This is a genomic window from Mesorhizobium sp. WSM3868, from assembly GCF_002294785.1.
GTDB lineage: Bacteria > Pseudomonadota > Alphaproteobacteria > Rhizobiales > Rhizobiaceae > Mesorhizobium.
Map to the genome: position 1 here is coordinate 58,569 of NZ_NSGB01000022.1, position 25,186 is coordinate 83,754.

Here is a 25,186-nt window from a genome sequence, read left to right on the forward strand (position 1 = left end):
CGCTACACCAACCCTCTTTTCACCATCATCGCCTCGGGCGAAGGCATTTTCCCACGGAAGGCCGTGTAAAGCTCTTCCGGGTCCTTGGAGCCGCCGGCGGCGTAGATGTTCTTCCTCAGCCGCTCGGCCAGTTCCGGGTTGAAGGGATCGCCTGTTTCCTCGAAGGCGGAAAAGGCGTCGGCGTCCAGCACCTCCGACCACATGTAGGAATAGTAGCCGGCTGAATAACCCTCGCCGGCGAAGATATGACCGAAATGCGGGGTGCGATGACGCATGGCGATGGTGTCGGGCATATGCAGCTTTTCCAGCGTTTCGGCCTCGAACGGAAGTGGCTCGGCCGGCGCGTTCGGCCTTGCGTGATAAGCCATGTCGATCAGCGCCGAGGCGGTGAACTCGACCGTGGCGAAGCCGGCGCCGAAGGTGCGGGCGGCGAGCATCTTGTCGAGCAGGTCCTTCGGCATCGGCTTGCCGGTCTTGACGTGCAGCGCATGCTTTTCCAGCACCGCCGGCACCGTCAGCCAATGCTCATAGAGCTGCGAGGGCAGTTCGACGAAGTCGCGGCTGACCGAGGTGCCGGAGACCGACGGCCAGGTGACGTCGGTCAGCATGCCGTGCAGCGCGTGACCGAATTCGTGAAACAGCGTCTTTGCTTCGTCGACGGAGAGAAGGGCCTGCTCGCCGGCCGGCGGCTTGGCGAAGTTCATGATGTTGTAGATGACCGGCTTCGCGCCTTTCCCAAGCTTGTAGCCGGATTTCAGCGCGCTCATCCAGGCGCCGGAGCGTTTCGAGGGTCGCGCGAAGTAATCCGCCAGAAACAGGCCGCGCTCGCTGCCGTCCGCGTTCTTGACCACGAAGACGCGCGCGTCGGGATGCCAGGCGGCAATGCCCTTCTTCTCCTCGAAGCTGATGCCGAACAGCTTGGTCGCGACGTCGAAGCAGGCGTCGATGACGCGCTCGAGCTGCAGGTAGGGCTTCAGCTCGGCCTCGTCGAAGGCGAATTTCTCGGCGCGCAGCTTCTCCTGGTAGTAGCGCCAGTCCCATGCCGCGAATTTCTCGTTGCTGCCGGCTTCGGTGGCCAGCCGCTCCAGCTCCTTCTGATCGGCGGCCGCCTTTTCCAGCGCCTTTTCCCAGACCGGATCGAGCAGGTTGTGCACCGCCTTCGGCGTCTTCGCCATCGTGTCGTCGAGCTTAAGCGCCGCGAAAGACTCATAGCCGAGCAGCCTCGCCTTCTCGGCCCGCAGCTTCAGCATGTCGCGCACCACATCGGTATTGTCGCTTGCGCCGCCATTCTGGCCGCGCATGATGAAGGCGCTGAAGGCGATCTCGCGCAGGTCGCGGCGCTCAGAAAAGGTCGAGAACGGCTCGTAGATCGAGCGCGACAGCGTCACCGCATAGCGACCCTTCTGGCCACGCATCTCGGCCGCCTCGGCCATCGAGCTCTTCAAGAAATCCGGCAGGCCGACGAGGTCAGCCTCGTCGAGGAACAGCGCCCAGTCGCGTTCGTCGGCCAGCACATTCTGGCCGAATTTGGTGCCGTGCGAGGAGAGTTCCTCGTTGATTGCCGCCAGCCGCTTCTTGCCTTCCGCATCGAGCTTCGCACCGGAGCGGACGAAGCCTTTCCAGGTCTTTTCCAGCACACGCAACGTCTCGGGATCGAGGCTCAGCCTGTCGCGGCGCTGGTAGAGGTCGTCGATGCGGGCAAACAGCTTCTCGTTCATCGAGATCGCGGAGAAGTGCCGCGACATCTTGGGCGAAATCTCGCGCTCCAGCTGCTGGATGGTGTCGTTGGTGTGGGCGCCGGCCCGACACCAGAAGATCGACGAGACATGGTCGAGCGGCTCGCCGGCGAGCTCAAGTGCAGCCAGCGTGTTTTCGATCGTTGCCGCCTCGCTCTTGCCGGCGATCGCGTCGATCTCAGCCTGGTGCGCTGCCAGCGCCGCGTCGAAGACCGGCCCGAAATCATTGTCGCCGATGCGGGTGAAATCGGGCAGGCCGAGCGGGCCTTGCCAAAGCGTCAGCGGATGGGCGGCGAGGTCGACGGTCTTTGACATGGGCAAATCCATAGGCGCTTTTGGTGGGGCTGAATGCAGGCGGGTTATCCCGATGTAGGGCGGTGCTCGGCACCGCGCAACAACAGGATCAGTAGGCGCTGCAGTCCTGCGCGACCGCCGTCTGGGTGCTGGCGGTGATGCGGCCGCCGACGACGGTGAAGGTCTCGCGCATCAGCGTGTCGTTCTCGGGGAAATCGTAGCAGGCGAGCACCGTGGTCTCGCCCTTTTCGCTCTTCTCGATGCGATGGCGGATGGCGGCGCCGGCAACCGTGCCTTGCCATTCGTCGATCGACGCGAGGAATTCCTGCTTGTCCTGGACGACGCCGACATCGTCGAGCTTCATGTGCACCTCTTCAGAAAGCAATTCAGACAGTTCGGTGCGGTCGGCGACCAGGAGTGCCGAATACCAACGATCGATGACGGCGCTGTCATCGGCGCTGGCGCTGATCGTCGCGGACAGCAGCAGCGCTGCCGCAAGGAGAAACCTACACCAGATCCGCTCCATCAGCCCTCCATCAAAGCTCCGGCCGCTCGAAATCGCCGGTCTCCTTGTTCATCACCCAGAGCTCGCCGGTCGAGATGTCGAACCAGGCGCCGTGCAGGGTAAGCTTGCCCTTGCCCTCGAGGATCGAAACGCAGGGGAATGTCCTGAGATTGGCGATCGAATAGCGGATCGAGATGCGCTCCAGCGCCGTCTGCCGCTCGGTCGCCGTCATGAAGGTGCTGGACGAGACGGTCTCGGCAGCCGGCGCGATCAGGCTCATCCATTTGCCGATGAAATCGCCAGGCGACAGCGGCGCAAAATTGGTATCGAGCGCGGCGCGGATGCCGCCGCAGCGGCCATGGCCCATCACCACGATGTTCTTCACCTTCAGGCTCTGCACGGCGAACTCGAGCGCAGCAGAGGTCGAGTGGAACTCGCCGTCCGGCTCATAGGGCGGCACGAGATTGCCGACATTGCGCAGCACGAAGAGCTCGCCCGGCCCGGCATCGAAGATCGCTTCGGGGGCCGAGCGGGAATCGCAGCAGGCGACGATCATGGTCTCGGGCGCCTGGCCCTCGCGCGCCAGCGAGCGGTAGCGGTCGCTTTCGGCGGGATAGCGGCCGCTCATGAAGTTGCGATAGCCGGTCAGCAGATGTTCGGGGAGATGGGGCATGGGCGCCTTTCCGGGTTTGGGGCGGCAGCTCGTTGCGATCGAAAAAGCCTCTAGCGGCAAAAGCCGGTCGCGGGCAATGCCGAATTGCGGATGGCGGCGTCGCAAACGCATGCCGGCCGCTCCGACCGGTCATGCCCAGATGGCGACCTGAATGCCGAAGCGGTCGGTCAGCGGCGGATCGGGCGAGGGCCGCGCCTCGCCGCTGGCGATGCGGCCGGCGATCAACATCATGGCGGCCGCGTCGAGGAAGTCGTCGCCGGCGGCACCCTTCGGCGGCGCCTGGTCGAGGAAGGTCTTGTCATAGCCTTGCCGGCAAAGCAGCGCCTTGCGCTCCTCCATGCCGGCCGGGTTGATAGCGCCCTTGATCTTCTTGGGCAGGATCATCGCGGTGCCGTCGTTTAGCCGGCAGAAGGCGACTTCCGGGTGCGATTCGAAGATGCGGCCGCGCAAATCCGGTCGCGCGATCAACAGCTGATCGATCTCGCGGATCTTCGAAAAAATGCCGAAGGCCTGGATGGAAACGCCGCGCGGCGGATTGGAAGTCGTCATCGCCGCCTCGCTTGCCCGCCGGTGCGCGGCATACCAGCCTTCGACCGTGGTGAAGTTGCCGGTATCGGCGTAGAGCGCTGCGCGCGATGGTATGGCAAAGACGCTCGACTGCCGTGCTCCGAGCAGCGGCCGCACCAGCGCCTCCGGCCCGCGACCGCCGCGGCTGGAAAAATCAGGCAGGCCGATCGGCATGTCGACGGCGATCGTGGCGTCGGGCAGGGCGTGTAGCAGAGCCTCGAAAGTCGCGAAGACCGATGCCGATGGCGGCGCGCCAGGTTCGCGATGGACGGCGATCCAGCCGGCCTTGCAGCCGTCGACGCCGGCCAGCACGCCGCCGCCTGGCGTCACGCCCGCTTGTCCCGCCCGGGGTGAAGGAGATGGCGAAGCTGCACCATGGCCATCGGATGCGACAGGCTCTGCGCGTCCGTCTCGAGCTGCAGCTCGTCGCCGCCGCGTTTCGCCGTGCGCGCCAGGATCTCGTAGACGGCGGCCGTGGTCGACTGCAGCGCCTTCGCCGCCGGCTGGCCGGAAAGGATGCGGGCGAGATAGACTGCGGCCGTCAGGTCGCCCAACCCGTTCGGCGGCTTCTCGATCAGGCGGTGCTCGGCAAGCAGCGCCTGTCGGTCGTCGAGGAGGAAGTTACCGGTGCCGCCCGCCATCATCGAGGGTGCCGAGGTGACCAGCATGGTGGAGGGACCGGCGTGCAGGGCGGCCGCCGTCACCGATTTGATGTCGGGCAGCGGCGCGCCGGCCATCCATTCGAGCTCGTAGCGGTTGGGCGTGGCGATGTCGGCTATCGGCATCAGCCTGTCGCGCAGCGCGACGGCCGTCGGCTCCGGCACATAAAGGCCACCCGAATCGCCCATCACCGGGTCGCAGACATAAAGGGCATCCGGCGTCCTCGCCTTGACGGCCGCAACCAGCGAAGCGACGGCCTCCGCCTGGCCGGCCTCACCGAGATAGCCCGAGAGCACCGCGCTTACCTCGCCCAGCCACGGCGCGCGCTCGAGGTCGGCCATCAGCGCCTTGAACTGATCGAGCGGCGGCACGATGCGGGTGGCGCGGCTGTGGCCTGGGTGCCAGGGTAGGATCACGGTCGGCACCGCCCAGACCGGAAACCCCAGCGTCTCCAGCGCGAACACCGCGGCGCGGTTGCCGACCGAGCCGCGGGCGACATGGCTGGAGATGACGATGACCGCGCGCGGCGCGTCGGTTTTTTCAGCAATCATGAAATTCGGTTCCTAGCCACCCTGCGTGGCGGCATACACCAGCCAGACCAACAGCCCAATGGCGATGATGAGGCCGAGCGTTCGGCCAATGCGGGTGCCCCAAACTTCGATCGGATCGGAGCGGTCGGCATCGGCCGCGGTCACGTGGTCGCGTGCGTCCTTCGCGGTGCGGGCGACGAAGGAAGCGCCGCCCGGCGTCGTTTCGCGCGCCACGCGCTCAAGGATGCGGCGCGATTCATTCTCGTCGTCCCGGCGCTCGGCCATGGCAAATGTCCTTTCCGGCCCGGAGCTTAGCCTGTTCGATCGCGTATTCACAGGGGGCGAGCGGCCGGACCAAGGCTGCGTCATCACCGGGTCATTTTCTTGCGCACGGATTGTGGTAATGCTTCGCATCACAACTTCTGTCGAGGGGACCAATCATGTTCGCCGAGCGCCTTCTTCTACCCTCCGCTTTCCGCAATTTGCCGGCCTTGCTGATGATGGCCTTCGTGCTGCCGCTGCTTGCCGGCTGCGGCTACAACACCATCCCGACGGCGGAGGAGAATGCCAGGGCAGCCTGGAGCGAGGTGCTCAATCAGTATCAGCGCCGCGCCGACCTGATCCCCAACCTGGTCGAGACGGTGAAGGGCTACGCCTCGCACGAGAAGGACACGCTCGACGCGGTGGTCCAGGCGCGCGCCAAGGCGACGCAGATCACGGTGACGCCGGAGACGCTGAAGGATCCGGAAGCCCTCAAAAGATTCCAGGATGCCCAGGCCGGGCTGACGGGCGCGCTGTCGCGGTTGATCGCGGTCTCGGAAAACTATCCCGACCTCAAGGCCAACCAGAATTTCCTCGCGCTGCAGGCGCAGCTCGAGGGCACCGAGAACCGCATCGCGGTGGCGCGTCGCGACTACATCCAGGCGGTCAGGGAGTACAATCTGACGCTGAGGACCTTCCCGTCGGTGCTGTGGGCGACATTCTGGTTCCGCGGCAATGAGCCGTTTGCGAACTTCACCGTCGAGGAAGACAAGATGCAGGTGCCGAAAGTGGATTTCGGCACGAGCACCAAGCAGGGCGGGTGAGCGGCGCGACTGAAATTTAATCGAGCTTGCAGGCCTTGCGTTCCTTCGCGCCCCCCTCTGTCCTGCCGGACATCTCCCCCGCAAGGGGGGAGATTGGCAGCTCGACCGCTGTATCTCCGCTTCCAACGTTGGAGAGTGGCGAGGGTGGACGCGATATCCAATCTCCCCCCAAGTGGGGGAGATGTCCGGCAGGACAGAGGGGGGCGCGAAGGAACGCTTACCTCAGCTTCCTTGGCGTTCTTTTCTGCCTCCTCTTCCCCATCGCCGCCCTTGCCGCCGACCTGCCCCCGCTCACCGGCCGTGTGGTCGACAATGCCGGCATTATCGATGCCGGCACGCGCGCGGCGCTGACGCAGAAGCTGGCCGATTTCGAGACAAAAGGCTCCGACCAGATCGTCGTCGCGACAATCTCCAGTCTCGGCGGCGAGGAGATCGAGCCCTACGCCAACCGGCTGTTCCGCTTCTGGAAGCTTGGCCAGGCCAAAGAGAACAATGGTGTTCTTCTCCTGGTTGCGCCGAACGATCGCAAGATGCGCATCGAGGTCGGCTACGGGCTGGAAGGCACGCTGACCGACCTGCACACCAAGCTGATCATCGAGAACGACATGGTGCCGGCCTTCCGCGCCGGGGACTTCTCCGGCGGCATCAGCAAGGCCGTCGACGACATCATCATGGTGCTGGAGGGCAATCCGGAGGAGCTGGAGGCGCGCGGCAAGCGCAACGAGCAGGCGCCGTTCAACTCCGACGACCTGTTCTTCGCCATCTTCATCACCATCTGGGCGCTGATCTTCTTCGGCGGCATCGCGCTGACGGTGCTGCCGCCGATCTTCGGCCAGAAGATCGGGCCCGGCCGTTACCGCTGGCTCGGCATGACCTTCGAGCCCAGCCGGCGATCCTCCGGCGGATGGTCGTCCGGTGGCGGAGGCTGGTCCTCGGGCGGTCGAGGCTGGTCCTCCGGTGGCGGCGGTGGCGGGTTTTCCGGCGGCGGCGGTTCGTCGGGCGGCGGCGGCTCCTCTGGAAGCTGGTGAGAAACCATGGCAACGCGACCGATCAGCCCCGAGGACCATGACCGCATCGCCGAGGCCATCCGTGCCGCGGAAGCAAGGACCGACGGCGAGATATACTGCGTCGTGGCGGGGTCCAGCGACGGCTATTTCTTTCCGGCCGCGTTCGCGGCGGCGCTCGCCACGATTGTCGTCAGCCTCGCAGTGGCCTACGGGCTGGAAGCCTTGTGGCTGACCATCCGTTTGCCGCATTTCGTGCTTGCTCAGCTTCTGGCGTTTGGCTGCATGCTTGCGCTCCTCTGGGCGCTGCCCGGCTTGCGAATTCACCTCGTGCCGAAACGGCTGCGCTACCAGGCGGCGCATGCCAATGCGATGAAGCAATTTCTCGCCCGCAACGTCCACCGCACCCAGGCGAGGACGGGCGTGCTGATCTTCGTCTCCATCGCCGAGCGCTATGCCGAGGTCGTTGCCGACAGCGGCATCGATGCTAAGGTCGGCCAGCATGTCTGGGATGGCGTGGTGCGGGACCTGACGCAGCACGCGGGCGACGACCGACTCCCCGACGGCTTCGCCAAGGCGATCGAATCGGTCGGCGCGGTGCTGGCCGAGCATTTCCCGGTTACCGCCGGCGACACCAATGAATTGGATGACCATCTCGTCGAGATCTGACGGAACTGGCTGAAAATCTGCTCTGCCGGGGCCGGGTGAGGGCTGGTTTTCGGCGCCTCCGATGCCGCCATGCTCGTTTGTGAGAAAGCGCGGGCGCGACAGCGCGGGACTCTTTGCAGTCGGGCCAAGCGGGTTTATGATTAACAAATCATGAACACGCTGACGATCGACATCCGGAAAGCCGACCCTCGCGATGCAACAGCTATCGCGGACGTGCACCAGGAGGCATGGCGCGGCGCCTATTCCGGCATCATCCCGCATCGCACGCTGACGGCCATGATCAATCGCCGCGGCCCCGATTGGTGGGCGAACGCAATTCGCAAGGCAGCTACCGTGCTGGTGGTCGAGATCGGGGGCACGATCGCCGGCTATGCCACGATCGGCAGGAACCGCGCCCGCGAGCTCAGGCAGCAAGGCGAGATCTACGAGCTTTACCTGCGTCCGGAATATCAGGGCATCGGCCTCGGCAGCAGGCTGTTCAAGGCGGCGCGGACGCGCCTTGCCGACCACGGCCTCAGAGGCCTGGTGGTGTGGGCGCTGGAAGACAATTACAATGCGCTGGCCTTTTATGCCGGCAATGGCGGCCGCGACGTCGCCGAAGGCGTCGAGGTCTTCGAGCAGAAGGCGCTGAAGAAGGTTGCCTTCGTCTGGGAATGATGGCCGCCACTTAAAACGCGTTTGCGGTGACGTGCTTCAAGTCTTCGTTTGATACATATCGTTCGCCCAAAACCGCTGCGCAGTCTTGGGCGACATGCATTGGGTTACAATCCATCACAAACTGTGCGCTTCCATTAGCGTCCAGTGCTATTCGCCGCATTGCACCATGAAGCGCCGCCCGCTATCGATCTCACAAATCGAGAGAGGGATTTGAGCATGCGCATCGAAGCCGTACCAACGGGGAAGAATCCGCCAGAGGACATCAACGTCATCATCGAGGTGCCGATCGGCGGCGAGCCGATCAAGTACGAGATGGACAAGGAGGCCGGCACGCTGTTCGTCGACCGCTTCCTGCACACCTCGATGCGCTATCCCGGCAATTACGGCTTCGTGCCGCACACTCTCTCCGGCGACGGCGACCCGATCGACGTGCTCGTCTGCAACACGCGCGCGCTGGTGCCGGGCTGCGTCATCAATGTGCGGCCGATCGGCGTCTTGATCATGGAAGACAATGCCGGCCAGGACGAGAAGGTGATCGCGGTTCCCTCGCCGAAGCTGACGCTGCGCTACGAGAATGTCACCGAATACACGCACCTGCCGGAAATCACCCGCCAGCAGGTGCAGCACTTCTTCGAGCACTACAAGGATCTCGAGCCCGGCAAATGGGTCAAGATCGAGGGCTGGCACGATTCCAACTATGCCAAGAAGATGATCGTCGAGGCGATCGAACGGGCGAAGGCGGTCAAGTAGGTAAGCGGCAGCCAACGCCTGGGCGATGGGGCTTGGGCGAAGCCCTCAACGTCGTCATCCCAGGGCGAAGCAGGAGCGCAGCTCCGTCGCGGAGACCCTGGGATCCATGCCGTGAGGTCGCGCGAAAGATCGTTACGGAACGGAATTACTGCACCGTGGCAACGCCTTGATGTAACGGCATGGATCCTTGGGTCTGCGCCGCGTCGCTTCGCTCCTTGCTCCGCCCAAGGATGACGAATGCGCAACCTTCGCCGTCTCGCACTCGTCGAACACCCTCTAATTTCTAGTTATCTACTCGCCCAAAGTCCGGCACGTTGCCGATCACCTCGCGCTTGTCCTTGCCGCAAGCAAAACCCTTCGCCCTTTGATCGGCGAGCTTGCGCGCCTGATCGTTGGCCTGAGGATTGCCGGTGGCGAGCACGAGGCCGATTGTGCAGCCCTCATGCTCCTCCGGCTGCGCGACCTTGGCGACGACCAGCACCTCGGTCGGCTTGTTTTCGTTTTCGGGATTGCTGATCTCGCGCCGATGAATGACGGCGAAGGGCACCGCCTTGTCGCCATTGGTTTCGATGCGCCACTCGACCTTCGGGCCAGCGGTGTTGAACCCGGAGAAACTCTCCCAGATGGCGGTCATGTCGTCGGAGGGAAAACCGTAGTAGACGGACTCGCGCGCGTCGTCATAGCCGATCAGCACCGGATAGCCGCGATAGCCCGCGCAGGCGAGGTTCGCCCAGTCGCCGTCGCCTTCTTCCGATTGCGCGTAGGTCACGCAGTCCTTCTTCCAGTCGAGGTCGGTATAGGCGCTGGAAATGTCGCCCGCATGGGCCGAGCCACCAAGGATAGCAAAGGCAGTAAGAGCAAGCCAGGCGCGCATCCGAAGACCTCCGTTTGGCGCTTCAGCGTAGCGTTAAAACGCGCGTGAGCCTAGGGAAGCTGGGTTGGCGCGAAGGGAGGCCGGTGCTGCCCCTCACCTGCCTGTCGGCATCATCTCCCCGTATAGCGATGGAGAGAGGGGCGCTCTCCTCGATGGTTTCGCCAACAGCCGGCGTTGCAGGAAAAGCGCCGAAGCAGCGGGCCATTAGTTCTTCAAGCTCGCTTCAATCAGCAGATCGGCGTTACGGGCGACCGAAGCCGCCGGTCCACCGAGGCCGAACAATTGGCCGCTGATATAGGCGCCCTCGATCAGCAGCAGCAGCCCATCGCCCAGCGTGTCGGAATCACTCGCACCCATCGCGGCCGCCATGGCGCGCAGGCGCCGGCGCAATTCCTGCTTGTTGTTCTCGCTCACCACCCGCGCGGGATGGCCGTGCTCGGGATATTCGACCGCCGCATTGGTCATGCCGCAGCCGCGATAGTCCGGCCTCTGCGTGCGTTTGCCGACGCGGGTGAGGAAAGCGATGATCTGCGCGCGCGGATTGCCAGGATGCGCGTCCACGGCCTCGTCGAACCGCTGCCAGAATTCGAGGTCGTACTTGCGCAGATAGGAGGCGGCGAGTTCGTCCTTGGACGGGAAGGTCCGGTACAGGCTGGGCTTGGTGACGCCGGCCCGCCTGACGATCTCATCGACGCCGATCGCCCGGATGCCTTCGCGATAGAACAAGTCGCGCGCCACGTCGAGGATCTTGTCGGCAGCCTTCGGCGCCGCCGTGCCGGCTCCGCTGATCGACGCTTCAATTTTATTGTCCGATGGCATTCAACAAACTCGCTTGACAATGTTACTGACCGGTACGTATGAATGGCGCCGCTCCATTGCAACGTACCGGTCAGTAACATGATAGCTCATTCCCGTCCCTTTGGCCAGCGCTACGCCTTCGTCGTCGTCGCAGTCATCTTCTTCTGCCTGCTGATCGCCGCCGGGCTTCGTTCCGCGCCGGCGGTCATGATGCTGCCGCTGGAAGAGAGCTTCGGCTGGCGGCGCGATGTCGTCTCGCTTGCCGCCGCTGTCGGCATCTTCCTCTATGGCCTCACCGGGCCGTTTGCCGCGGCGTTGATGGAGCGGATCGGGCTACGCCGCACGCTGCTTGCCGCGCTGCTGATCATGTCGGGTTCCACAGCGCTCAGCCTGCTGATGACCAAGCCGTGGCATCTGCTGATCACATGGGGGGTATTTTCGGGCATCGGCTCGGGCGCGGTCGCGACCGTGCTCGGCGCCACCATCGTCAATCGCTGGTTCAAGACCAATCGCGGCCTGGTGATGGGGCTGATGTCCGCCTCGAGCGCGACCGGCCTGCTGGTGTTCCTGCCGCTGCTCGCCTCGCTGGCTCAGTCGGGAGGTTGGAAGCCGGTCGCCGTTGCCATCGCCATTGCCACGGCGGCTCTCGTGCCGCTGGTCTTTCTGCTGGTGCCGGAGCGCCCGGCTTCCATCGGCCAGGTGCGTTATGGCGCCGATGCCGACGACGTGCCGCCGGTGTCGCCGGCCGCGCAAGGCAATTTCCTGGCGCATACGCTGAACACGTTGCGCCGTGCCGCGGGAACCAGGGTGTTCTGGTACCTGTTCGCCACATTCTTCGTCTGCGGTTTCACCACAAACGGACTCGTCGGCACGCACCTCATCGCCTTTTGCGGCGACATGGGCATCGGCGAGGTGCAGGCAGCCGGGCTGTTGTCGATGATGGGCATCTTCGACCTGATCGGCACGACGCTGTCCGGCTGGCTCACCGACCGTTTCGATCCGCGCAAGCTGCTTGGCGTCTATTATGCCGTGCGCGGCCTGTCGCTGATCTATCTGCCCTATTCCGGGTTCTCGGCCGTCAGCCTGATCATCTTCGCCGTGCTCTATGGGCTAGACTGGATCGCCACCGTGCCGCCGACGCTCAGGCTCGCCAACGAAGCTTTCGGCGACCGCAGCGGGCCGATCGTGTTCGGCTGGATCGTCGCCGGCCACCAGGTGGGCGCCGCGGCGGCGGCGGCCTTCGGCGGCACGATGCGCGAATTGCAGGGCAATTACGAGCTTGCCTTCCTGATCGCCGGCATGACCGGCATAGCCGCGGCCTGTATTTCGCTCTTGATCAACACGAGCAAGCCGGCGTTTGAGCCGGAGCCGCAGGCGGCCTAAAGCGCGACTTCCCTTCTCCCGCAAGGGGAGAAGGGAAGAGTTGTGACCTGTTATAAAAACTTCATGGTTCCGATATGCGCCTGAAACATTGAGGCCGGAGGTTGGCGGTCCCGTTCAACGCCATCCGGAGACAGCCATGAACAAGCTCTCGTTAACCCGCCGCGCTTTCGTCACCTCGGCCAGCGCCCTTGGCCTAGTCGGCGCCTCCGGTCTCGCGCTGCCTTACTATTCGCGCGCCAATCAGCGCCCGGCCTTCACCCACGGCGTCCAGTCCGGCGATGTCGACGCCACCTCCGGCATGGTCTGGACCCGCACCGACCGGCCGGCGCGCGTGATGTACGAAGTGTCGACCACCGAAAGCTTCGCCGACGCCGTCAGGCTGGCGCCGCTCGATACCTCGCCCGCCAGCGACTATACGGTGAAGCGACTGCTCACCGACCTCGCCGCCGACCAGGACATTTTCTACCGGATGACGGCCGCGGATCTTTCCGACATCAACGCCGTCTCCGAGCCGATCGTCGGCCGTTTCCGCACCGCGCCGGCGTCGAAGCGCGACGTGCGCTTCGCGTGGTCGGGCGACACCGCCGGCCAGGGCTGGGGCATCGACGAGACCGGCATGAAGACCTACTCCACCATCGCCAAACATACGCCTGACTTCTTCCTCCATTCCGGCGACACGATCTATGCCGACGGCGCCATGAAGGACGAGGTCGACCTGCCCGGCGGCGGCAAGTGGAAGAACGTCGTCATGATCGACGGCAAGCGCAAGGTTGCCGAAACGCTGGACGAGTATCGCGACCAGTGGAAGTACAACATGATGGACAAGCACGTGCTCGAGCTTAGCGCCATCTGCCCGACCTTCTACCAGTGGGACGACCACGAGGTGGTGAACAACTGGTCGGATTCGAAGGACCTGACGACCGACAACCGCTACACGGAAAAATCCATCCATGTGCTGGCGGCCCGCGCGGCGCGCGCCTTCCATGAGATGACGACCATCCGCTATGAACCTTCGGAGCCGGGACGCGTCTATCGCAAGATTGCCCACGGGCCGCTGCTCGACGTGTTCTTCCTCGACATGCGCTCCTATCGCGGCCCGAACGGCCCTGACATGGAGGACACGCTGACGCCAAAGTCGCGCATGCTCGGCGAGCAGCAGACGCAGTGGCTGAAGCGCGAACTGGCGAATTCCAAGGCGACCTGGAAGATCATCGCCGCCGACATGCCGCTCGGCCTCGTCGTCTGGAACGACGCGGCCAAAAAGGCCGGCGCCGAGGCGGTCAGCAACGGCGACAATGGCACGCCGAAGGGCCGCGAGCTCGAATTCGCCGACCTGCTGCGCTACATCAAGAACGCCGGCATCACCAACACGGTGTGGCTGACCGCCGACGTCCACTACACGGCGGCGCATTACTACAATCCGGACAAGGCGCAGTTCCAGGATTTCAACCCGTTCTGGGAATTCGTCTCCGGCCCGATCCACGCCGGCACCTTCGGTCCCAACGATCTCGACATGACCTTCGGGCCCGAGCTGAAGTTCATCAAGGCGCCGAGCGCCGAGCAGGGCCAGAACCTGCCGCCATCAGCGGGCCTGCAGTTCTTCGGCCTGGTCGACATTTCCGGCGCCACCGAGCAGCTAACGGTGCGGCTGATGGATCGCGACGACAACGATCTCTACAAGGTCACGCTCGATCCGGTGCGGTCGGCTTAGGGTCGGCGCCAGGCAACCCTCTCTGTCCTGCCGGACTGTCCGTCACGGCAGAGGAGGGTGTGCCGGAGTGCTACCTTTGTCAGATAGCCGTCGCAATCTTAATCCGGATAGCAGGTCGCGGGAATGTTCGGCCAGACGGCGGTGTCGCAGTTGGCTGCCTTCTGGCGCTGCTTGAATGCGGCGCTGACCGGGCCGGTGACGATCGGGTCGACCCCGTCCGGGGCGTCGGCAAACATCTGCTGCGCGGTTTTGGCATCAGGGGGCGAGGGGTCAGCTTCTCTCAGGGCAGCCGCCGACTGTGCGGCGCCAGCCGCAACAAGCACGCCAAGCGCTGCCCCCGCGAAAACCGGACGCAATCTGGACATCTGATCGGTCATGAACATGAAATTGCCCGGCCCCTCAAAGGTTCCGCCTTGGTTAACAGAATCATTTCACACCAAGACGTTTAAGAATCAGTGACCATTTATTTGGGGCGGGGCCTCCCCTTTCGCAATTGCGAAAAACCTTGTATGAGCCGCCCAACCGAAAAAGGCGGCGCTTTCGGGCCTGCTGCCTGCAACGCTCCCGAGACCAGACAATGAACCTCCGCAATATCGCGATCATCGCGCATGTCGACCATGGAAAAACCACGCTCGTCGACCAACTCCTGAAACAGTCCGGCGCCTTCCGCGAAAACCAGCGCGTCGCCGAGCGCGCCATGGACTCCAACGACCTCGAAAAAGAACGCGGCATCACCATCCTGGCCAAGGCGACCTCGGTCGATTGGAAGGGCACCCGCATCAATATCGTCGACACGCCCGGACACGCCGACTTCGGCGGCGAGGTCGAGCGCATCCTGTCGATGGTGGATTCGGCGATCGTGCTCGTCGACGCCGCCGAAGGGCCGATGCCGCAGACCAAGTTCGTCGTCGGCAAGGCGCTGAAGGTAGGTCTGCGGCCGATCGTCGTCATCAACAAGATCGACCGGCCGGACGCCCGTCACATCGAGGTGGTCAACGAGGTGTTCGACCTGTTCGCAGCGCTCGATGCGACCGACGAACAGCTCGACTTCCCGATCCTCTACGGCTCGGGCCGCGACGGCTGGGTCTCGGAAAATCCTGAAGGCCCGAAAGACCAGGGCCTTGCGCCGCTGTTCGATCTCGTCGTCAAGCATGTGCCCGCGCCGACGGTGCATCCCGGTCCGTTCCGCATGATCGGTACGATCCTCGAAGCCAATCCGTTCCTCGGCCGCATCATCACCGGCCGCATCGAGTCCGGTTCGCTGAAGCCCAACCAGGCGGTCAAGGTGCTGCACCATGACGGCACGCAGATCGAGACCGGACGAATCTCGAAAATCCTCGCCTTCCGCGGGCTCGAGCGCCAGCCGATCGAGGAAGCCCAGGCGGGCGACATCGTCGCCATCGCCGGCCTGTCGAAGGGCACCGTCGCCGACACCTTCTGCGATCCGAGCGTGAGCGAGCCGCTGCATGCGCAGCCTATCGACCCGCCGACGGTGACCATGTCCTTCCTCGTCAACGACAGTCCGCTTGCCGGCACCGAGGGCGACAAGGTGACCAGCCGCGTCATCCGCGACCGGTTGCTGCGCGAGGCCGAAGGCAATGTGGCGCTCAAGATCGAGGAATCGCCGGAGAAGGATTCCTTCTTCGTCTCCGGTCGCGGCGAGTTGCAGCTTGCCGTGCTGATCGAGACGATGCGCCGCGAAGGCTTCGAGATCGCCGTGTCCCGCCCGCGGGTCGTCATGCAGAAGGGCGATGACGGCCAGTTGCTGGAGCCGGTCGAGGAAGTCGTCATCGACGTCGACGAGGAGCACGCCGGCGTGGTCGTGCAGAAGATGTCGGAACGAAAGGCCGAGATGGTCGAGCTGCGCCCCTCCGGCGGCAACCGCCAGCGCCTTGTCTTCCACGCGCCGACCCGCGGCCTGATCGGCTACCAATCGGAACTGTTGACCGACACGCGCGGCACCGCCGTGATGAACCGGCTGTTTCATGCCTATGAGCCGTACAAGGGCGAGCTGCCCGGCCGCACCAATGGCGTGCTGATCTCCAACGAACAGGGTGAGTCGGTCGCCTATGCGATGTGGAACCTGGAGGACCGCGGCCCGATGATCATCGATCCGGGCGTCAAGGTCTACCAGGGCATGATCATCGGCATCCATTCCCGCGACAACGACCTAGAAGTGAACGTGCTGAAGGGCAAGAAGCTCACCAACATCCGCGCCGCCGGCAAGGACGAGGCGGTGAAGCTGACGCCGCCGGTCCGCATGACGCTGGAACGCGCGCTGGCCTGGATCCAGGACGACGAGCTGGTCGAGGTGACGCCGAAGACCATTCGGCTCAGGAAGCTCTATCTCGACCCGAACGAGCGCAAGCGCTTCGAGAAGTCGGCCAAGGTGATGGGCGCGGCGTAGGGTTTTAGCCCAGGCAGTTACTCAAGGGAGGAGCAGCGCTCCCTCTCTTTTCACTTCATGCACATGCGGCCGAAACGACAGCGTCACGGCCGCTCTCGCCGGAGACGTCGACGCGTACCACCATGCCGTCGCGCACCGGCCTGCGCAGGGCTTTGGCGCCGCACGGTTCGATGGCGAGCAACCGCCGCGCCTCCCAGGCCTGCAGCCTCGACCGGGAGATGCCGAGCTCGCCGGCGAGCAAGCGGTCAAGCCGCAAGGGCGTTGCGGCATCGAGCCGAAGCTCAAGCCAAAGCGCCGTCGCGCCTTCCGGCCTGCCATCCAGCGGCTCCTTTCGCACCGTGACTTCGGGAGATTCTTCGATCCGCCCGACCCAATTTCTGAGCGCCACGGCATCGAAGCCATAGTGTCGGACCAGCGTCGGATCGTTGCGCTCCAGTGCAGCCAGCAGCGCCGGTGCGATGTCGCGACGGTTGCATCGCTCAAAAATGGTGCGGTTCCAGGAATTGTCGCAGTCGGTGCAACGATAGATCAGCCAGGCATCGATGCGCTTGCCGTTGGCGTTGACGCGGAACTTTCCGCTGCATTGATAAGGTTTGACGCCGCCGCAGCGATTGCAGTTGATGAGAGGTCGAGGCGCGACCGCGGGCGCGATCACCCAGCGAATGCGCAAAGTTCGAGACATGCCGATAGGCCCTTCCCGTCGGGAAGTCCGTCAGCGCGGCAATGTCCGAGATGCCCATGCGGGCACGGTGTGGCGAAAGGCTGTATTGGTTGGAAATCAGGCGCCCGCGCAATTGCGCGACGGCGGCTCAGCAATGCCAAACCGGTCTCGAGCCGCCGCCTGAGAACACATGAAATGATGCAGGCGCCGCCAAAGCGCGCCTGCGGTGCTTTCGGGAGTAGACGAGACCGGCGGTTACTGAGGCAAAGTGAAACTCGAAATCGGGAAAGGATCGGCTCTTCTAGCCGTGCGACGGCGGGCGGGCAAGAGTATGCCGCCCGCCGTGTTTCACTCTGACGACCTTCAGGCGCTTTGGCGCTACATCATCTCGATGATCGGCGCGACCTCGACGCTGAAGGCCGGGTTCATCAGGATCGGACAATCCCTGGCCTTGGCGACGGCATCGTCGATATCCTTCGCTTCGACGATCGTGTAGCCGGCGGTTGGATTGCTGCCGCCATTGTTCTCGACCGCGCCGCCGGGCAGCACCGTTCTCGACATGCCGACAGGATTGCCGCCGTCGATCACGGCCGAACCCAGCTTGTCGTACCAGCCGGTCCACGCATCCATCGCGGCTTTGCGCTCGGCCTCCTCGGTCGGCATCTTGCCGGAGCCGTGATAGACATAGAGAAATTTCGCCATGTTCTCCTCCCTTTTCGGCAGCGTCGAGCCGGTATGCGGCAGCGCCGCCTGGCGGTATGCGGCTACGCCGCAATCCGATATGCGGCTACGCCGCAATCGTTGAAATGCGGGCTAGCCGCAATCATCGATATGCGGGCTAGCCGCAATCGTTGATCATCGACCCAAACGGCGGGGCGGGCAACGAGAAATTCGACGTTGCTAATGTGAGGCCGGTGAGCCTCACCTTGCCATGGCGTGGTATTCGGGGTTCGGTCGCATGTCGACCGCAGCGGCCACCCGGTTCGACATGTTGAAGAAGGCGGCAGTCGAGGCGATGTCCCAGATGTCGCGATCACTGAAGCCCACCTGTCGCAACGCGGCGCGGTCGCCGTCGACGATCTTGGCCGGCTCCTCCGTCAGCTTGACCGCGAATTCCAGCATCGCCGTCTCCCTTTCGGGCAAGCCGGCGGCGCGGAAATTCATCACCATCATCTCGCCAAGAGCGGGCTCACCGGAAAGCTGGCGCACCGCCGCGCCATGCGCGGTCAGGCAGTAGTAGCACTGGTTGATCGAGGAAACGGCGACCGCGATCATCTCGCGCTCCAGCTTCGACAGGCCGGACTCGCCCAGCATCAGCTCGTTGTACATGTCGGTGAAGGCGCGCAGCTTCTTCTCGTCGAAGGCGTAGGCCAGAAGCACGTTGGGCACGAGGCCGAGCTTTTCCTCGCATTTGGCGAAATAAGCCTTCGTCGCTTCGCTCAGCTCCGCCCGGGCCAGGTCGAGCGCCGTAATCCTGTCGGTCATATCCGTTCTCCTCGCAGGGTGAGCGTCGGTTCGATTTTCTTAAAGCGTCGTCAAACCTTTGTCGCCAAATAGCGCTCATCTGCTACCATAGACCCAAAAGCATGTGACGGGAGGGACTTCACATCATGGCCAGCCTGAAAACCGCAAGCCAGCCGAAAAAGACCAGCACGGCAAAAGGAGGCGCGGCAAGGGCAGGCGAAAAGCCCGGCAGGCTCGCCGACTATCTCCTCGCCCGCACGCCGGCCGAAGACATCGCCGCCTATGACGTCGCCGACCTCGAACGCGCCGCCGATCTCGCCGGCCGGGCGGTCGCCAGGCACAGAAAGGGCGATTGCATCATTGCCATAGACGTGGATTCCGGCGTGACGCGCCAGGGCCGGCCGATGACGGTCATCACCGTCGTCAACGACAACATGCCGTTCCTGTTCGATTCCATCCTCGGCGAGATCACCGAGACCGCCGGCGAGCCGCTTTTGGTCACCCATCCCGTCATCGTCGTCCGGCACGGCAAGAGCGGCATCGAGGAGATCCTCGGTGACGGCGGCTCCGTCAAGGGCGAAACCAGCCATGACCGGCTGAGCGTCGTCCACGTCCATATCGGCCGCCTTTCGGCGGATCAGGCCGAAGCCCTGGCCGGCCGCCTGAAGAAGCTGCTGGACCAGGTGCGCGCCGCCGTCGCCGATTGGAAGCCGATGCTTGCCCGGCTCGATCAGGCCATCTCGGAATTCCGCTACGCGCCGGTGCCGCTCGACAAGGCGCATGTCACCGAGGCGATCGCCTTCCTCGAATGGCTGCGAGACGACAATTTCACCTTCCTTGGCATGCGCGAGTTCAACTACACCGGCGGCGAGAAGAGCGGCATGCTGGAGCGCGCCGACAAACCCGGCCTCGGCATCCTCGCGGATCCCGACGTCCTGGTTCTCAGGCGCGGCACCGAGGCGGTGTCGACAACGCCGGAGATCCGCGCCTTCCTGCATGGGCCGGAACCGCTGATCGTCACCAAGGCCAATGCCAAGTCCCTGGTGCACCGGCGCATCTATCTCGACTATATCGGCGTCAAAACCTACACCGCCAAGGGCGTGCTTTCAGGCGAGCTGCGCATCGTCGGCCTGTTCACCTCGACCGCCTACACGCGTTCGGTGATGAAGATCCCCTATCTGCGCTCGAAGGCCGAGACGGTCATCGCCAAGTCCGGCTTCAATCCACATGACCATTCCGGCAAGGCGCTGATCAATGTGCTGGAGAGCTATCCGCGCGACGAGCTGTTTCAAGTTCCGGTGCCGATCCTCAGGAAGCACGCCGAAGCCATCCTCGGGCTGATCGAACGGCCGCGCGTCAGGGCGCTGGTGCGGGTCGACCAGTTCGACCGCTTCGTCTCGATTCTCGTCTTCGTGCCGCGCGACCGCTACGACAGCGTCGTGCGCGAGAAGATCGGCACCTACTTGAGGACAGTATTTCAGGGCCGGCTGTCGGCATATTATCCGGCCTTCCCGGAAGGCGGGCTGGCGCGCGTGCATTTCATCATCGGCCGCTCCGGCGGCAAGACGCCCAAGGTCGAGCCGACAACGATCGAGGCAGCGATCCGCGACATCGTGCGCACCTGGGACGATGCGCTGCGCGAAGCAGTGTCGGAATCCGGCGCGGATGCAACGCTCACGGCCATTGCCTCGCGCTTTTCGGAAAGCTATCGCGATTCGTTCTCGCCGGCCGTGGCGCTGGCCGACGCAGGTCGCATCGCCAGGATCGATGCGGCCAATCCGATCGCCATCGACTATTACCGCCATGCCGACCAGAAGCCGCACCAGGCGGCGCTGAAGATCTATCACCACGGCAGTCCGGTGGCGCTGTCGCGGCGCGTGCCGGTGCTGGAGAATATCGGCTTCCGCGTCATCAGCGAGCGCACCTTCGAGGTCGGCGACGAAGCCTCCGGCATGGTGTTCATCCACGACATGGAGCTGGAGAACAGCTACGGCAAGCCGATCGACCTCGGCGACGGCGCGCTGTTCGAGGATGCCTTCCTGTCGGTCTGGCGCGGCGACGTCGACAATGACGGCTATAACGGCCTTGCCCAGACCGCGGGTCTCTGGTCGGGCGAAATCACGATCCTGCGCGCCTACGGCCGCTATTTGCAGCAGGCCGGTATCCCGCAGAGCCAGGATTTCATCGCCGCCGCGCTCAACCGCTATCCGGAGATCGCGCGCGGCCTGCATCAGCTGTTCGTTGCCCGCCTTGGCCCGACGGCCGAGACCGAGGGCGTGGTCGCCGCCAAGCACCTCAAGGCCAAGATCAAGGACGCGCTGGAAGAGGTGCCCAACATCGACGACGACACCATCATCCGTCGTTACCTCAACCTGATCGAAGCCTCGCTGCGCACCAATCATTTCGTTACCGATACGAAAGACAAAGGACAGTCGCTGGCGATCAAGCTGGATTCGCAGGCGGTCGACGGACTGCCGGCGCCGCGGCCCTGGCGCGAGATCTTCGTCTACGGCTCGGAGGTCGAGGGCGTGCACCTGCGCTTCGGCCCGGTGGCGCGCGGCGGCCTGCGCTGGTCTGACCGCTCCCAGGACTACCGCACCGAGGTACTGGGTCTGGTCAAGGCGCAGCAGGTCAAGAACGCGGTCATCGTGCCGGTCGGCGCGAAGGGCGGCTTCTATCCGAAGAAACTGCCGATGAGCGCCGGCCGCGACGCCATCTTCGAGGCCGGCACTTTGGCCTACAAGAATTTCGTCTCCAGCCTGCTTTCGATCACCGACAATATCGGTGTCGACGGCATCATTCCGCCGGCCGGCGTGGTGCGGCGCGACCAGGACGATCCCTATTTCGTCGTTGCCGCCGACAAGGGCACGGCGACCTTCTCCGATACGGCCAACGCCATTTCCGAGACGCACAATTTCTGGCTGGACGACGCCTTCGCCAGCGGCGGCTCGGCCGGCTACGACCACAAGAAGATGGGCATCACCGCCAAGGGCGCCTGGGAAGCGGTGAAGCGGCATTTCCGCGAGATGAACCGCGACATCCAGACCGAGCCCTTCACGGTCGTCGGCGTCGGCGACATCTCGGGCGACGTGTTTGGCAACGGCATGCTCCTGTCACCGGCAACCAAGCTGATCGCCGCCTTCGACCACCGCGACATCTTCATCGACCCCGACCCGGACATGGCGGCCTCGCTGGCCGAGCGCCAGCGCATGTTCGGGCTGCCGCGCTCATCGTGGCAGGACTATGACAAGTCAAAGCTGTCGGAAGGCGGCGTCATCGTCTCGCGCAGCCTGAAGTCGATAACGCTGCCGCAGGCGGCGGCCGCCGCGATAGGCCTCGCCAAGTCCACGGCAACGCCGGTCGAGATCATGAACGCCATCCTCAAGGCGCCCGTCGATCTTTTGTGGTTCGGCGGCATCGGCACCTATGTCCGGGGCTCCGGCGAGACCAATGCCGATGTCGGCGACCGCGCCAACGACGCCATCCGCGTCACCGCGCTCGACGTGCGCGCCAAGGTCATCGGCGAGGGCGCCAATCTCGGCGTCACACAGCGGGCGCGAATCGAGTTCGGCATGAAGGGCGGCCGCTGCAATTCCGACGCCATTGACAATTCGGGCGGCGTCAACTGCTCGGACGTCGAGGTCAACATCAAGATCGCGCTGGCGTCGGCCATGCGCAAAGGCTCGCTGGCGCGGCCGGCGCGCAACAAGCTGCTTGCCGAGATGACCGACGAGGTGAGCACGCTGGTGCTTTCCAACAACTACCAGCAGACGCTGGCGCTGTCGCTGGCGCGCAAGCGCGGACTGGCCGACATCGCGCACCAGGCGCGCTTCATGACGGCGCTCGAAGCGCGCGGCCTGCTCGACCGCGCCGTCGAGACGCTGCCTTCGCCGGCGGCGCTTGCCGAGCGCGAGGCTCGCGGCGAGCCGTTGACCAGGGCCGAGCTCGGCGTGCTGCTTGCCTATGCCAAGATCGTGCTCTTCTCCGACATCGTCGCCAGCGACGTGCCGGACGATCCGCATTTCGACCGCGATCTGATGGGCTATTTCCCGGAGCGGATGGCGAAGAAATTCGCCGGCGAGATCCGTGCCCACCGGCTGCGGCGCGAGATCATCGCGCGCGTCGTCGCCAACGATCTCGTCAACCGCGGTGGGCCGTCCTTCGTCAACCGGCTGCAGGAAGCGACGGGCCGCACCGCGGGCGCCGTCGTGCGCACTTTCGCCCTGGTGCGCGACGGTTTCGCGCTGCCTTGGCTCTACAAGGAGATCGATGCCCTCGACAACCAGATCGACGGCCAGACGCAGCTCGATCTCTACCAGGCAGTCAGCCGGCTCATCTTCATGACCAGCGGCTGGTACCTGAAGAACGACCTCTCCTCGGCGCCGCTCGGCCAGCGCATCGCCGACTTGCAGGAAGCGCGCAAGGCTTTGGAGTCAAAGCTCATCTCGCTGCTGCCGGCCTTCTCGCGCGAGCGGATCGAGGCGCGGCGGCACGACCTGACTGAGGGCGGCGCGCCCGACAAACTTGCCGAAAAGCTGGCGCTGGCCGAGGTGAGCGACCTGATCCCGGACATCGCGCTCACCGCACGCACGGCCAATGCCGATATCGTCAGCGCCGCCAGGGCCTTCTTCGCCGTCAGCGACGCTTTTCGCATTCCACGCGTCGAGGAGGCCGCGCGCTCGATCATGCCGCCGGACTATTACGACCAGCTGGCGCTGTCGCGCGCGACCGACACGATCGGCGCCGCAAGGCGCGGCATCGCGGTGGCGGCGCTTACCGGCCACGGCAAGGCGGCGGATCCGGTGGCGGCCTGGCTGGAAGCCGGCGGCGAGCAGGTCGGGCGCATCCGCGAGCGGCTGCAGGCGCTGACCGAAGGCGGCGACATCACCGTGTCTCGGCTGTCGGTGGCGTCCGGCCTGATGAGCGACCTGACGGGCATGTAGGTTTACCCTCCCCCTTGCGGGGAGGGTCGCTGCGAAGCAGCGGGGCGGGAGGCAGCGCCGACCCCCCATGCGGACCTGAGGTGCGACTTCCCCAGAAGGAAGAGGTCGCGGCCGGCGCTCTTTTTCCCGCTGACGCGGAGTGGAAACGCGCAAGCCAATGAGCGGCGGCGCCGTGCTTGTTCATTTGCATCGCCGCCCGAAAACATGCAGACATGCGCGGGTCGCGGGCGGAGCGGACGATGCCGGAGGGGACATGGCCGAAGTAGCAGTGCAGCGGGCAACGGGGCGCGGCATTTGGGGCTGGATGTTCTTCGACTGGGCGGCGCAACCCTTCTTCACCGTCGTCACCACCTTCATCTTCGGGCCATACTTCGTCTCGCGCATGGCGAGCGACCCCACAACCGGGCAGGCGGCCTGGGGTTACGGCATCGCTGCCGCGGGTCTCGTCATCGCGGTGCTTTCGCCGGTGCTCGGCTCGATTGCCGACCAGACCGGGCCGCGCAAGCCATGGATCGCCTCCTTCGCGGCGGTCAAGATCATCAGCCTTACGCTGCTTTGGTTCGCCGCGCCCGGCTCCAGCCTGTTCCTGATCGTGCTGCTCTTCTCGCTCGCCTCTGTGGCCGCGGAATTCTCCACCGTCTTCAACGATTCCATGATGCCGCGCCTGGTACCCAAGGAGGACATCGGCAAGATCTCCAACATCGCCTGGGGACTCGGCTATCTCGGCGGCATGGTGGCCTTGATCTTCGTGGTGCTGTTCCTGGCCGGCAATCTGGAAACCGGCAAGACGATCATCGGCCTCGACCCGCTGTTCGGGCTCGATCCTAAGCTCGGCGAGGACGCGCGCTTCACCGGGCCGATGTCGGCCGGATGGTACTTCCTGTTCATCCTGCCGATGTTCATCTTCACGCCGGACGCCATCAAGGGGCTTTCAATGGGCCCGGCGGTGCGGGAGGGCCTGTCGGAATTGAAGTCCACGCTCTTCGAGGTGCGCAAGCGCGTCGGCATCTTCCGCTTCCTCGTCGCCCGCATGATCTATCAGGACGGCGTCAACGCGCTCCTGGCGCTCGGCGGCACCTTTGCCGCCGGCATGTTCAACTGGTCGATCACCGAGATCGGCATGTTCGGCATCATCCTCAACGTCGTCGCGATCTTCGGCTGCTGGATCGCCGCGCGCCTCGACACCGCGCTCGGTTCGAAGGCCGTGGTGATGTTTGCGCTGATGCTGCTTTTGCTGGCTACGATCGGCGTCGTGTCGACCGGGCCAGGCTTCACGCTGCTCGGCCTAATACAACTGCCCACCACCGATTCCGGCGGCCTCTTCGGCACCGCGGCCGAAAAGGCCTACATCCTCTACGGCCTGCTGATCGGGCTCGCCTTCGGGCCGGTGCAGGCCTCCTCGCGCTCCTACATGGCGCGCAGCGTCACGGCCGCCGAGTCCGGCCGCTATTTCGGCATCTACGCGCTGGCCGGCAGGGCAACGAGCTTCCTGGCGCCGTTCCTGGTGTCGACGATCACGCTGGCCAGCGGCTCGGCACGGCTCGGCATGGCGGTGATCGCGCTGTTCCTCGGCCTCGGCATGGCAATCCTGGTCAGGACGCCATATCCGGCGGACAAGCCGGTGGAGTGATTTACCCTCCCCCTTGTGGGGAGGGTCGATCCGCGAAGCGGAGCGGGGTGGGGTCGGCGCCATCACCCCGCCCCCGGGGGGGGGCCGGGGGGCGCCCCCCCCCCCCCCCCCCGGGGGGGGCGGCCGCCCAATCCGCCCCCCCCCCGGGGCCCCCGGCCCGGGCCGGCGCGGCGCGGGCTCCGCGG

22 protein-coding genes are annotated in these 25,186 nt (G+C 64.7%); 10 read left to right on the top strand and 12 right to left on the bottom strand.

All coding sequences use genetic code 11. The features are described from left to right. Positions 1–2: 2 nt before the first annotated feature. The 6 genes from CK221_RS26330 to CK221_RS26355 all read right to left on the bottom strand — a co-directional run bounded on the left by CK221_RS26330 (position 3) and on the right by CK221_RS26355 (position 5,250). Positions 3–2,057: a M3 family metallopeptidase gene (locus CK221_RS26330; protein WP_095779846.1), complete on the bottom strand. Its 2,055-nt coding sequence runs from the start codon at positions 2,055–2,057 to the stop codon at positions 3–5. 82 nt (positions 2,058–2,139) lie between these two features. Beyond that, positions 2,140–2,556, bottom strand: coding sequence for a hypothetical protein (locus CK221_RS26335; protein ID WP_095779828.1), 417 nt, complete (start codon positions 2,554–2,556; stop codon positions 2,140–2,142). A 10-nt stretch (positions 2,557–2,566) separates the two neighbouring features. Continuing rightward, a complete protein-coding gene (locus CK221_RS26340; protein ID WP_067001427.1) occupies positions 2,567–3,208 on the bottom strand; it encodes a carbonic anhydrase in 642 nt (213 codons plus the stop codon). A 129-nt stretch (positions 3,209–3,337) separates the two neighbouring features. Then, entirely contained in the window at positions 3,338–4,105 is a 768-nt protein-coding gene (locus tag CK221_RS26345) for a DUF429 domain-containing protein (protein WP_095779829.1), read from the bottom strand. Then, positions 4,102–4,986: a pyridoxal kinase PdxY gene (gene pdxY, locus CK221_RS26350; RefSeq protein ID WP_095779830.1), complete on the bottom strand. Its 885-nt coding sequence runs from the start codon at positions 4,984–4,986 to the stop codon at positions 4,102–4,104. The genes CK221_RS26345 and pdxY overlap by 4 nt, the downstream gene beginning before the upstream one ends. 12 nt (positions 4,987–4,998) lie before the next feature. Then, entirely contained in the window at positions 4,999–5,250 is a 252-nt protein-coding gene (locus CK221_RS26355) for a hypothetical protein (RefSeq protein ID WP_067001435.1), read from the bottom strand. Positions 5,251–5,405: 155 nt separating this feature from the next. Here CK221_RS26355 and CK221_RS26360 point away from each other — a divergent pair, with 155 nt between their 5' ends. The 5 genes from CK221_RS26360 to ppa all read left to right on the top strand — a co-directional run bounded on the left by CK221_RS26360 (position 5,406) and on the right by ppa (position 9,130). Next, positions 5,406–6,050 carry a LemA family protein gene (locus CK221_RS26360; protein ID WP_095779831.1) on the top strand — a complete coding sequence of 215 codons (645 nt, stop codon included), beginning with the start codon at positions 5,406–5,408 and terminating at the stop codon, positions 6,048–6,050. Positions 6,051–6,205: 155 nt separating this feature from the next. Beyond that, complete coding sequence (locus tag CK221_RS26370) at positions 6,206–7,078, top strand: YgcG family protein (RefSeq protein WP_095779847.1); 873 nt, start codon at positions 6,206–6,208, stop codon at positions 7,076–7,078. A gap of 6 nt (positions 7,079–7,084) precedes the next feature. Then, positions 7,085–7,723, top strand: a complete 639-nt coding sequence (locus tag CK221_RS26375) for a TPM domain-containing protein (RefSeq protein ID WP_095779832.1) — start codon at positions 7,085–7,087, stop codon at positions 7,721–7,723. A 150-nt stretch (positions 7,724–7,873) separates the two neighbouring features. Continuing rightward, complete coding sequence (locus CK221_RS26380; protein ID WP_067001444.1) at positions 7,874–8,380, top strand: GNAT family N-acetyltransferase; 507 nt, start codon at positions 7,874–7,876, stop codon at positions 8,378–8,380. 216 nt (positions 8,381–8,596) lie between these two features. Continuing rightward, positions 8,597–9,130, top strand: a complete 534-nt coding sequence (gene ppa, locus CK221_RS26385; RefSeq protein WP_067001447.1) for an inorganic diphosphatase — start codon at positions 8,597–8,599, stop codon at positions 9,128–9,130. Positions 9,131–9,413: 283 nt separating this feature from the next. Here ppa and CK221_RS26390 read toward each other — a convergent pair whose 3' ends face one another. Together CK221_RS26390 and CK221_RS26395 are read right to left on the bottom strand one after the other, a co-directional pair. Further along, a complete protein-coding gene (locus tag CK221_RS26390) occupies positions 9,414–10,004 on the bottom strand; it encodes a hypothetical protein (RefSeq protein WP_095779833.1) in 591 nt (196 codons plus the stop codon). A 204-nt stretch (positions 10,005–10,208) separates the two neighbouring features. Next, positions 10,209–10,823 (bottom strand): TetR/AcrR family transcriptional regulator, encoded by a 615-nt coding sequence (locus CK221_RS26395; protein WP_095779834.1) that lies wholly within the window; start codon positions 10,821–10,823, stop codon positions 10,209–10,211. Between the two features lie 78 nt (positions 10,824–10,901). On the opposite strand from CK221_RS26395, the gene CK221_RS26400 reads away from it, so the two are divergent. After that, positions 10,902–12,185, top strand: a complete 1,284-nt coding sequence (locus CK221_RS26400; RefSeq protein WP_067324923.1) for an MFS transporter — start codon at positions 10,902–10,904, stop codon at positions 12,183–12,185. A gap of 136 nt (positions 12,186–12,321) precedes the next feature. Continuing rightward, positions 12,322–13,896: an alkaline phosphatase gene (locus CK221_RS26405; RefSeq protein ID WP_095779835.1), complete on the top strand. Its 1,575-nt coding sequence runs from the start codon at positions 12,322–12,324 to the stop codon at positions 13,894–13,896. A 98-nt stretch (positions 13,897–13,994) separates the two neighbouring features. Here the strand turns inward: CK221_RS26405 and CK221_RS26410 are convergent, their stop codons facing one another. Beyond that, positions 13,995–14,279, bottom strand: a complete 285-nt coding sequence (locus CK221_RS26410) for a hypothetical protein (RefSeq protein WP_245430752.1) — start codon at positions 14,277–14,279, stop codon at positions 13,995–13,997. Positions 14,280–14,473: 194 nt separating this feature from the next. Here CK221_RS26410 and typA point away from each other — a divergent pair, with 194 nt between their 5' ends. Further along, positions 14,474–16,303, top strand: coding sequence for a translational GTPase TypA (gene typA / locus CK221_RS26415; RefSeq protein ID WP_067001463.1), 1,830 nt, complete (start codon positions 14,474–14,476; stop codon positions 16,301–16,303). A 55-nt stretch (positions 16,304–16,358) separates the two neighbouring features. On the opposite strand, the gene CK221_RS26420 is transcribed toward typA, so the two are convergent. The 3 genes from CK221_RS26420 to CK221_RS26430 all read right to left on the bottom strand — a co-directional run bounded on the left by CK221_RS26420 (position 16,359) and on the right by CK221_RS26430 (position 18,449). Continuing rightward, positions 16,359–16,985 carry a DUF1062 domain-containing protein gene (locus CK221_RS26420; RefSeq protein ID WP_095779836.1) on the bottom strand — a complete coding sequence of 209 codons (627 nt, stop codon included), beginning with the start codon at positions 16,983–16,985 and terminating at the stop codon, positions 16,359–16,361. Between the two features lie 357 nt (positions 16,986–17,342). Continuing rightward, complete coding sequence (locus CK221_RS26425; RefSeq protein WP_067324996.1) at positions 17,343–17,666, bottom strand: YciI family protein; 324 nt, start codon at positions 17,664–17,666, stop codon at positions 17,343–17,345. A gap of 219 nt (positions 17,667–17,885) precedes the next feature. Beyond that, positions 17,886–18,449 carry a peroxidase-related enzyme gene (locus CK221_RS26430; RefSeq protein ID WP_095779837.1) on the bottom strand — a complete coding sequence of 188 codons (564 nt, stop codon included), beginning with the start codon at positions 18,447–18,449 and terminating at the stop codon, positions 17,886–17,888. 125 nt (positions 18,450–18,574) lie between these two features. On the opposite strand from CK221_RS26430, the gene CK221_RS26435 reads away from it, so the two are divergent. Both CK221_RS26435 and CK221_RS26440 read left to right on the top strand, forming a co-directional pair. Next, entirely contained in the window at positions 18,575–23,371 is a 4,797-nt protein-coding gene (locus tag CK221_RS26435; protein ID WP_095779838.1) for an NAD-glutamate dehydrogenase, read from the top strand. Between the two features lie 253 nt (positions 23,372–23,624). Further along, positions 23,625–25,001: an MFS transporter gene (locus CK221_RS26440; protein WP_095779848.1), complete on the top strand. Its 1,377-nt coding sequence runs from the start codon at positions 23,625–23,627 to the stop codon at positions 24,999–25,001. Positions 25,002–25,186: the final 185 nt, after the last annotated feature.

Excerpts from the sequence above, each read along its gene's own strand:
- CK221_RS26335 (WP_095779828.1), bottom strand. The coding sequence starts at position 2,556 with ATGGAGCGGATCTGGTGTAGGTTTCTCCTTGCGGCAGCGCTGCTGCTG.
- CK221_RS26340 (WP_067001427.1), bottom strand. The coding sequence starts at position 3,208 with ATGCCCCATCTCCCCGAACATCTGCTGACCGGCTATCGCAACTTCATG.
- pdxY (WP_095779830.1), bottom strand. The coding sequence starts at position 4,986 with ATGATTGCTGAAAAAACCGACGCGCCGCGCGCGGTCATCGTCATCTCC.
- CK221_RS26355 (WP_067001435.1), bottom strand. The coding sequence starts at position 5,250 with ATGGCCGAGCGCCGGGACGACGAGAATGAATCGCGCCGCATCCTTGAG.
- CK221_RS26360 (WP_095779831.1), top strand. The coding sequence starts at position 5,406 with ATGTTCGCCGAGCGCCTTCTTCTACCCTCCGCTTTCCGCAATTTGCCG.
- CK221_RS26375 (WP_095779832.1), top strand. The coding sequence starts at position 7,085 with ATGGCAACGCGACCGATCAGCCCCGAGGACCATGACCGCATCGCCGAG.
- CK221_RS26380 (WP_067001444.1), top strand. The coding sequence starts at position 7,874 with ATGAACACGCTGACGATCGACATCCGGAAAGCCGACCCTCGCGATGCA.
- ppa (WP_067001447.1), top strand. The coding sequence starts at position 8,597 with ATGCGCATCGAAGCCGTACCAACGGGGAAGAATCCGCCAGAGGACATC.
- CK221_RS26390 (WP_095779833.1), bottom strand. The coding sequence starts at position 10,004 with ATGCGCGCCTGGCTTGCTCTTACTGCCTTTGCTATCCTTGGTGGCTCG.
- CK221_RS26395 (WP_095779834.1), bottom strand. The coding sequence starts at position 10,823 with ATGCCATCGGACAATAAAATTGAAGCGTCGATCAGCGGAGCCGGCACG.
- CK221_RS26400 (WP_067324923.1), top strand. The coding sequence starts at position 10,902 with ATGATAGCTCATTCCCGTCCCTTTGGCCAGCGCTACGCCTTCGTCGTC.
- CK221_RS26405 (WP_095779835.1), top strand. The coding sequence starts at position 12,322 with ATGAACAAGCTCTCGTTAACCCGCCGCGCTTTCGTCACCTCGGCCAGC.
- CK221_RS26410 (WP_245430752.1), bottom strand. The coding sequence starts at position 14,279 with ATGTTCATGACCGATCAGATGTCCAGATTGCGTCCGGTTTTCGCGGGG.
- typA (WP_067001463.1), top strand. The coding sequence starts at position 14,474 with ATGAACCTCCGCAATATCGCGATCATCGCGCATGTCGACCATGGAAAA.
- CK221_RS26420 (WP_095779836.1), bottom strand. The coding sequence starts at position 16,985 with ATGTCTCGAACTTTGCGCATTCGCTGGGTGATCGCGCCCGCGGTCGCG.
- CK221_RS26425 (WP_067324996.1), bottom strand. The coding sequence starts at position 17,666 with ATGGCGAAATTTCTCTATGTCTATCACGGCTCCGGCAAGATGCCGACC.
- CK221_RS26430 (WP_095779837.1), bottom strand. The coding sequence starts at position 18,449 with ATGACCGACAGGATTACGGCGCTCGACCTGGCCCGGGCGGAGCTGAGC.
- CK221_RS26435 (WP_095779838.1), top strand. The coding sequence starts at position 18,575 with ATGGCCAGCCTGAAAACCGCAAGCCAGCCGAAAAAGACCAGCACGGCA.
- CK221_RS26440 (WP_095779848.1), top strand. The coding sequence starts at position 23,625 with ATGGCCGAAGTAGCAGTGCAGCGGGCAACGGGGCGCGGCATTTGGGGC.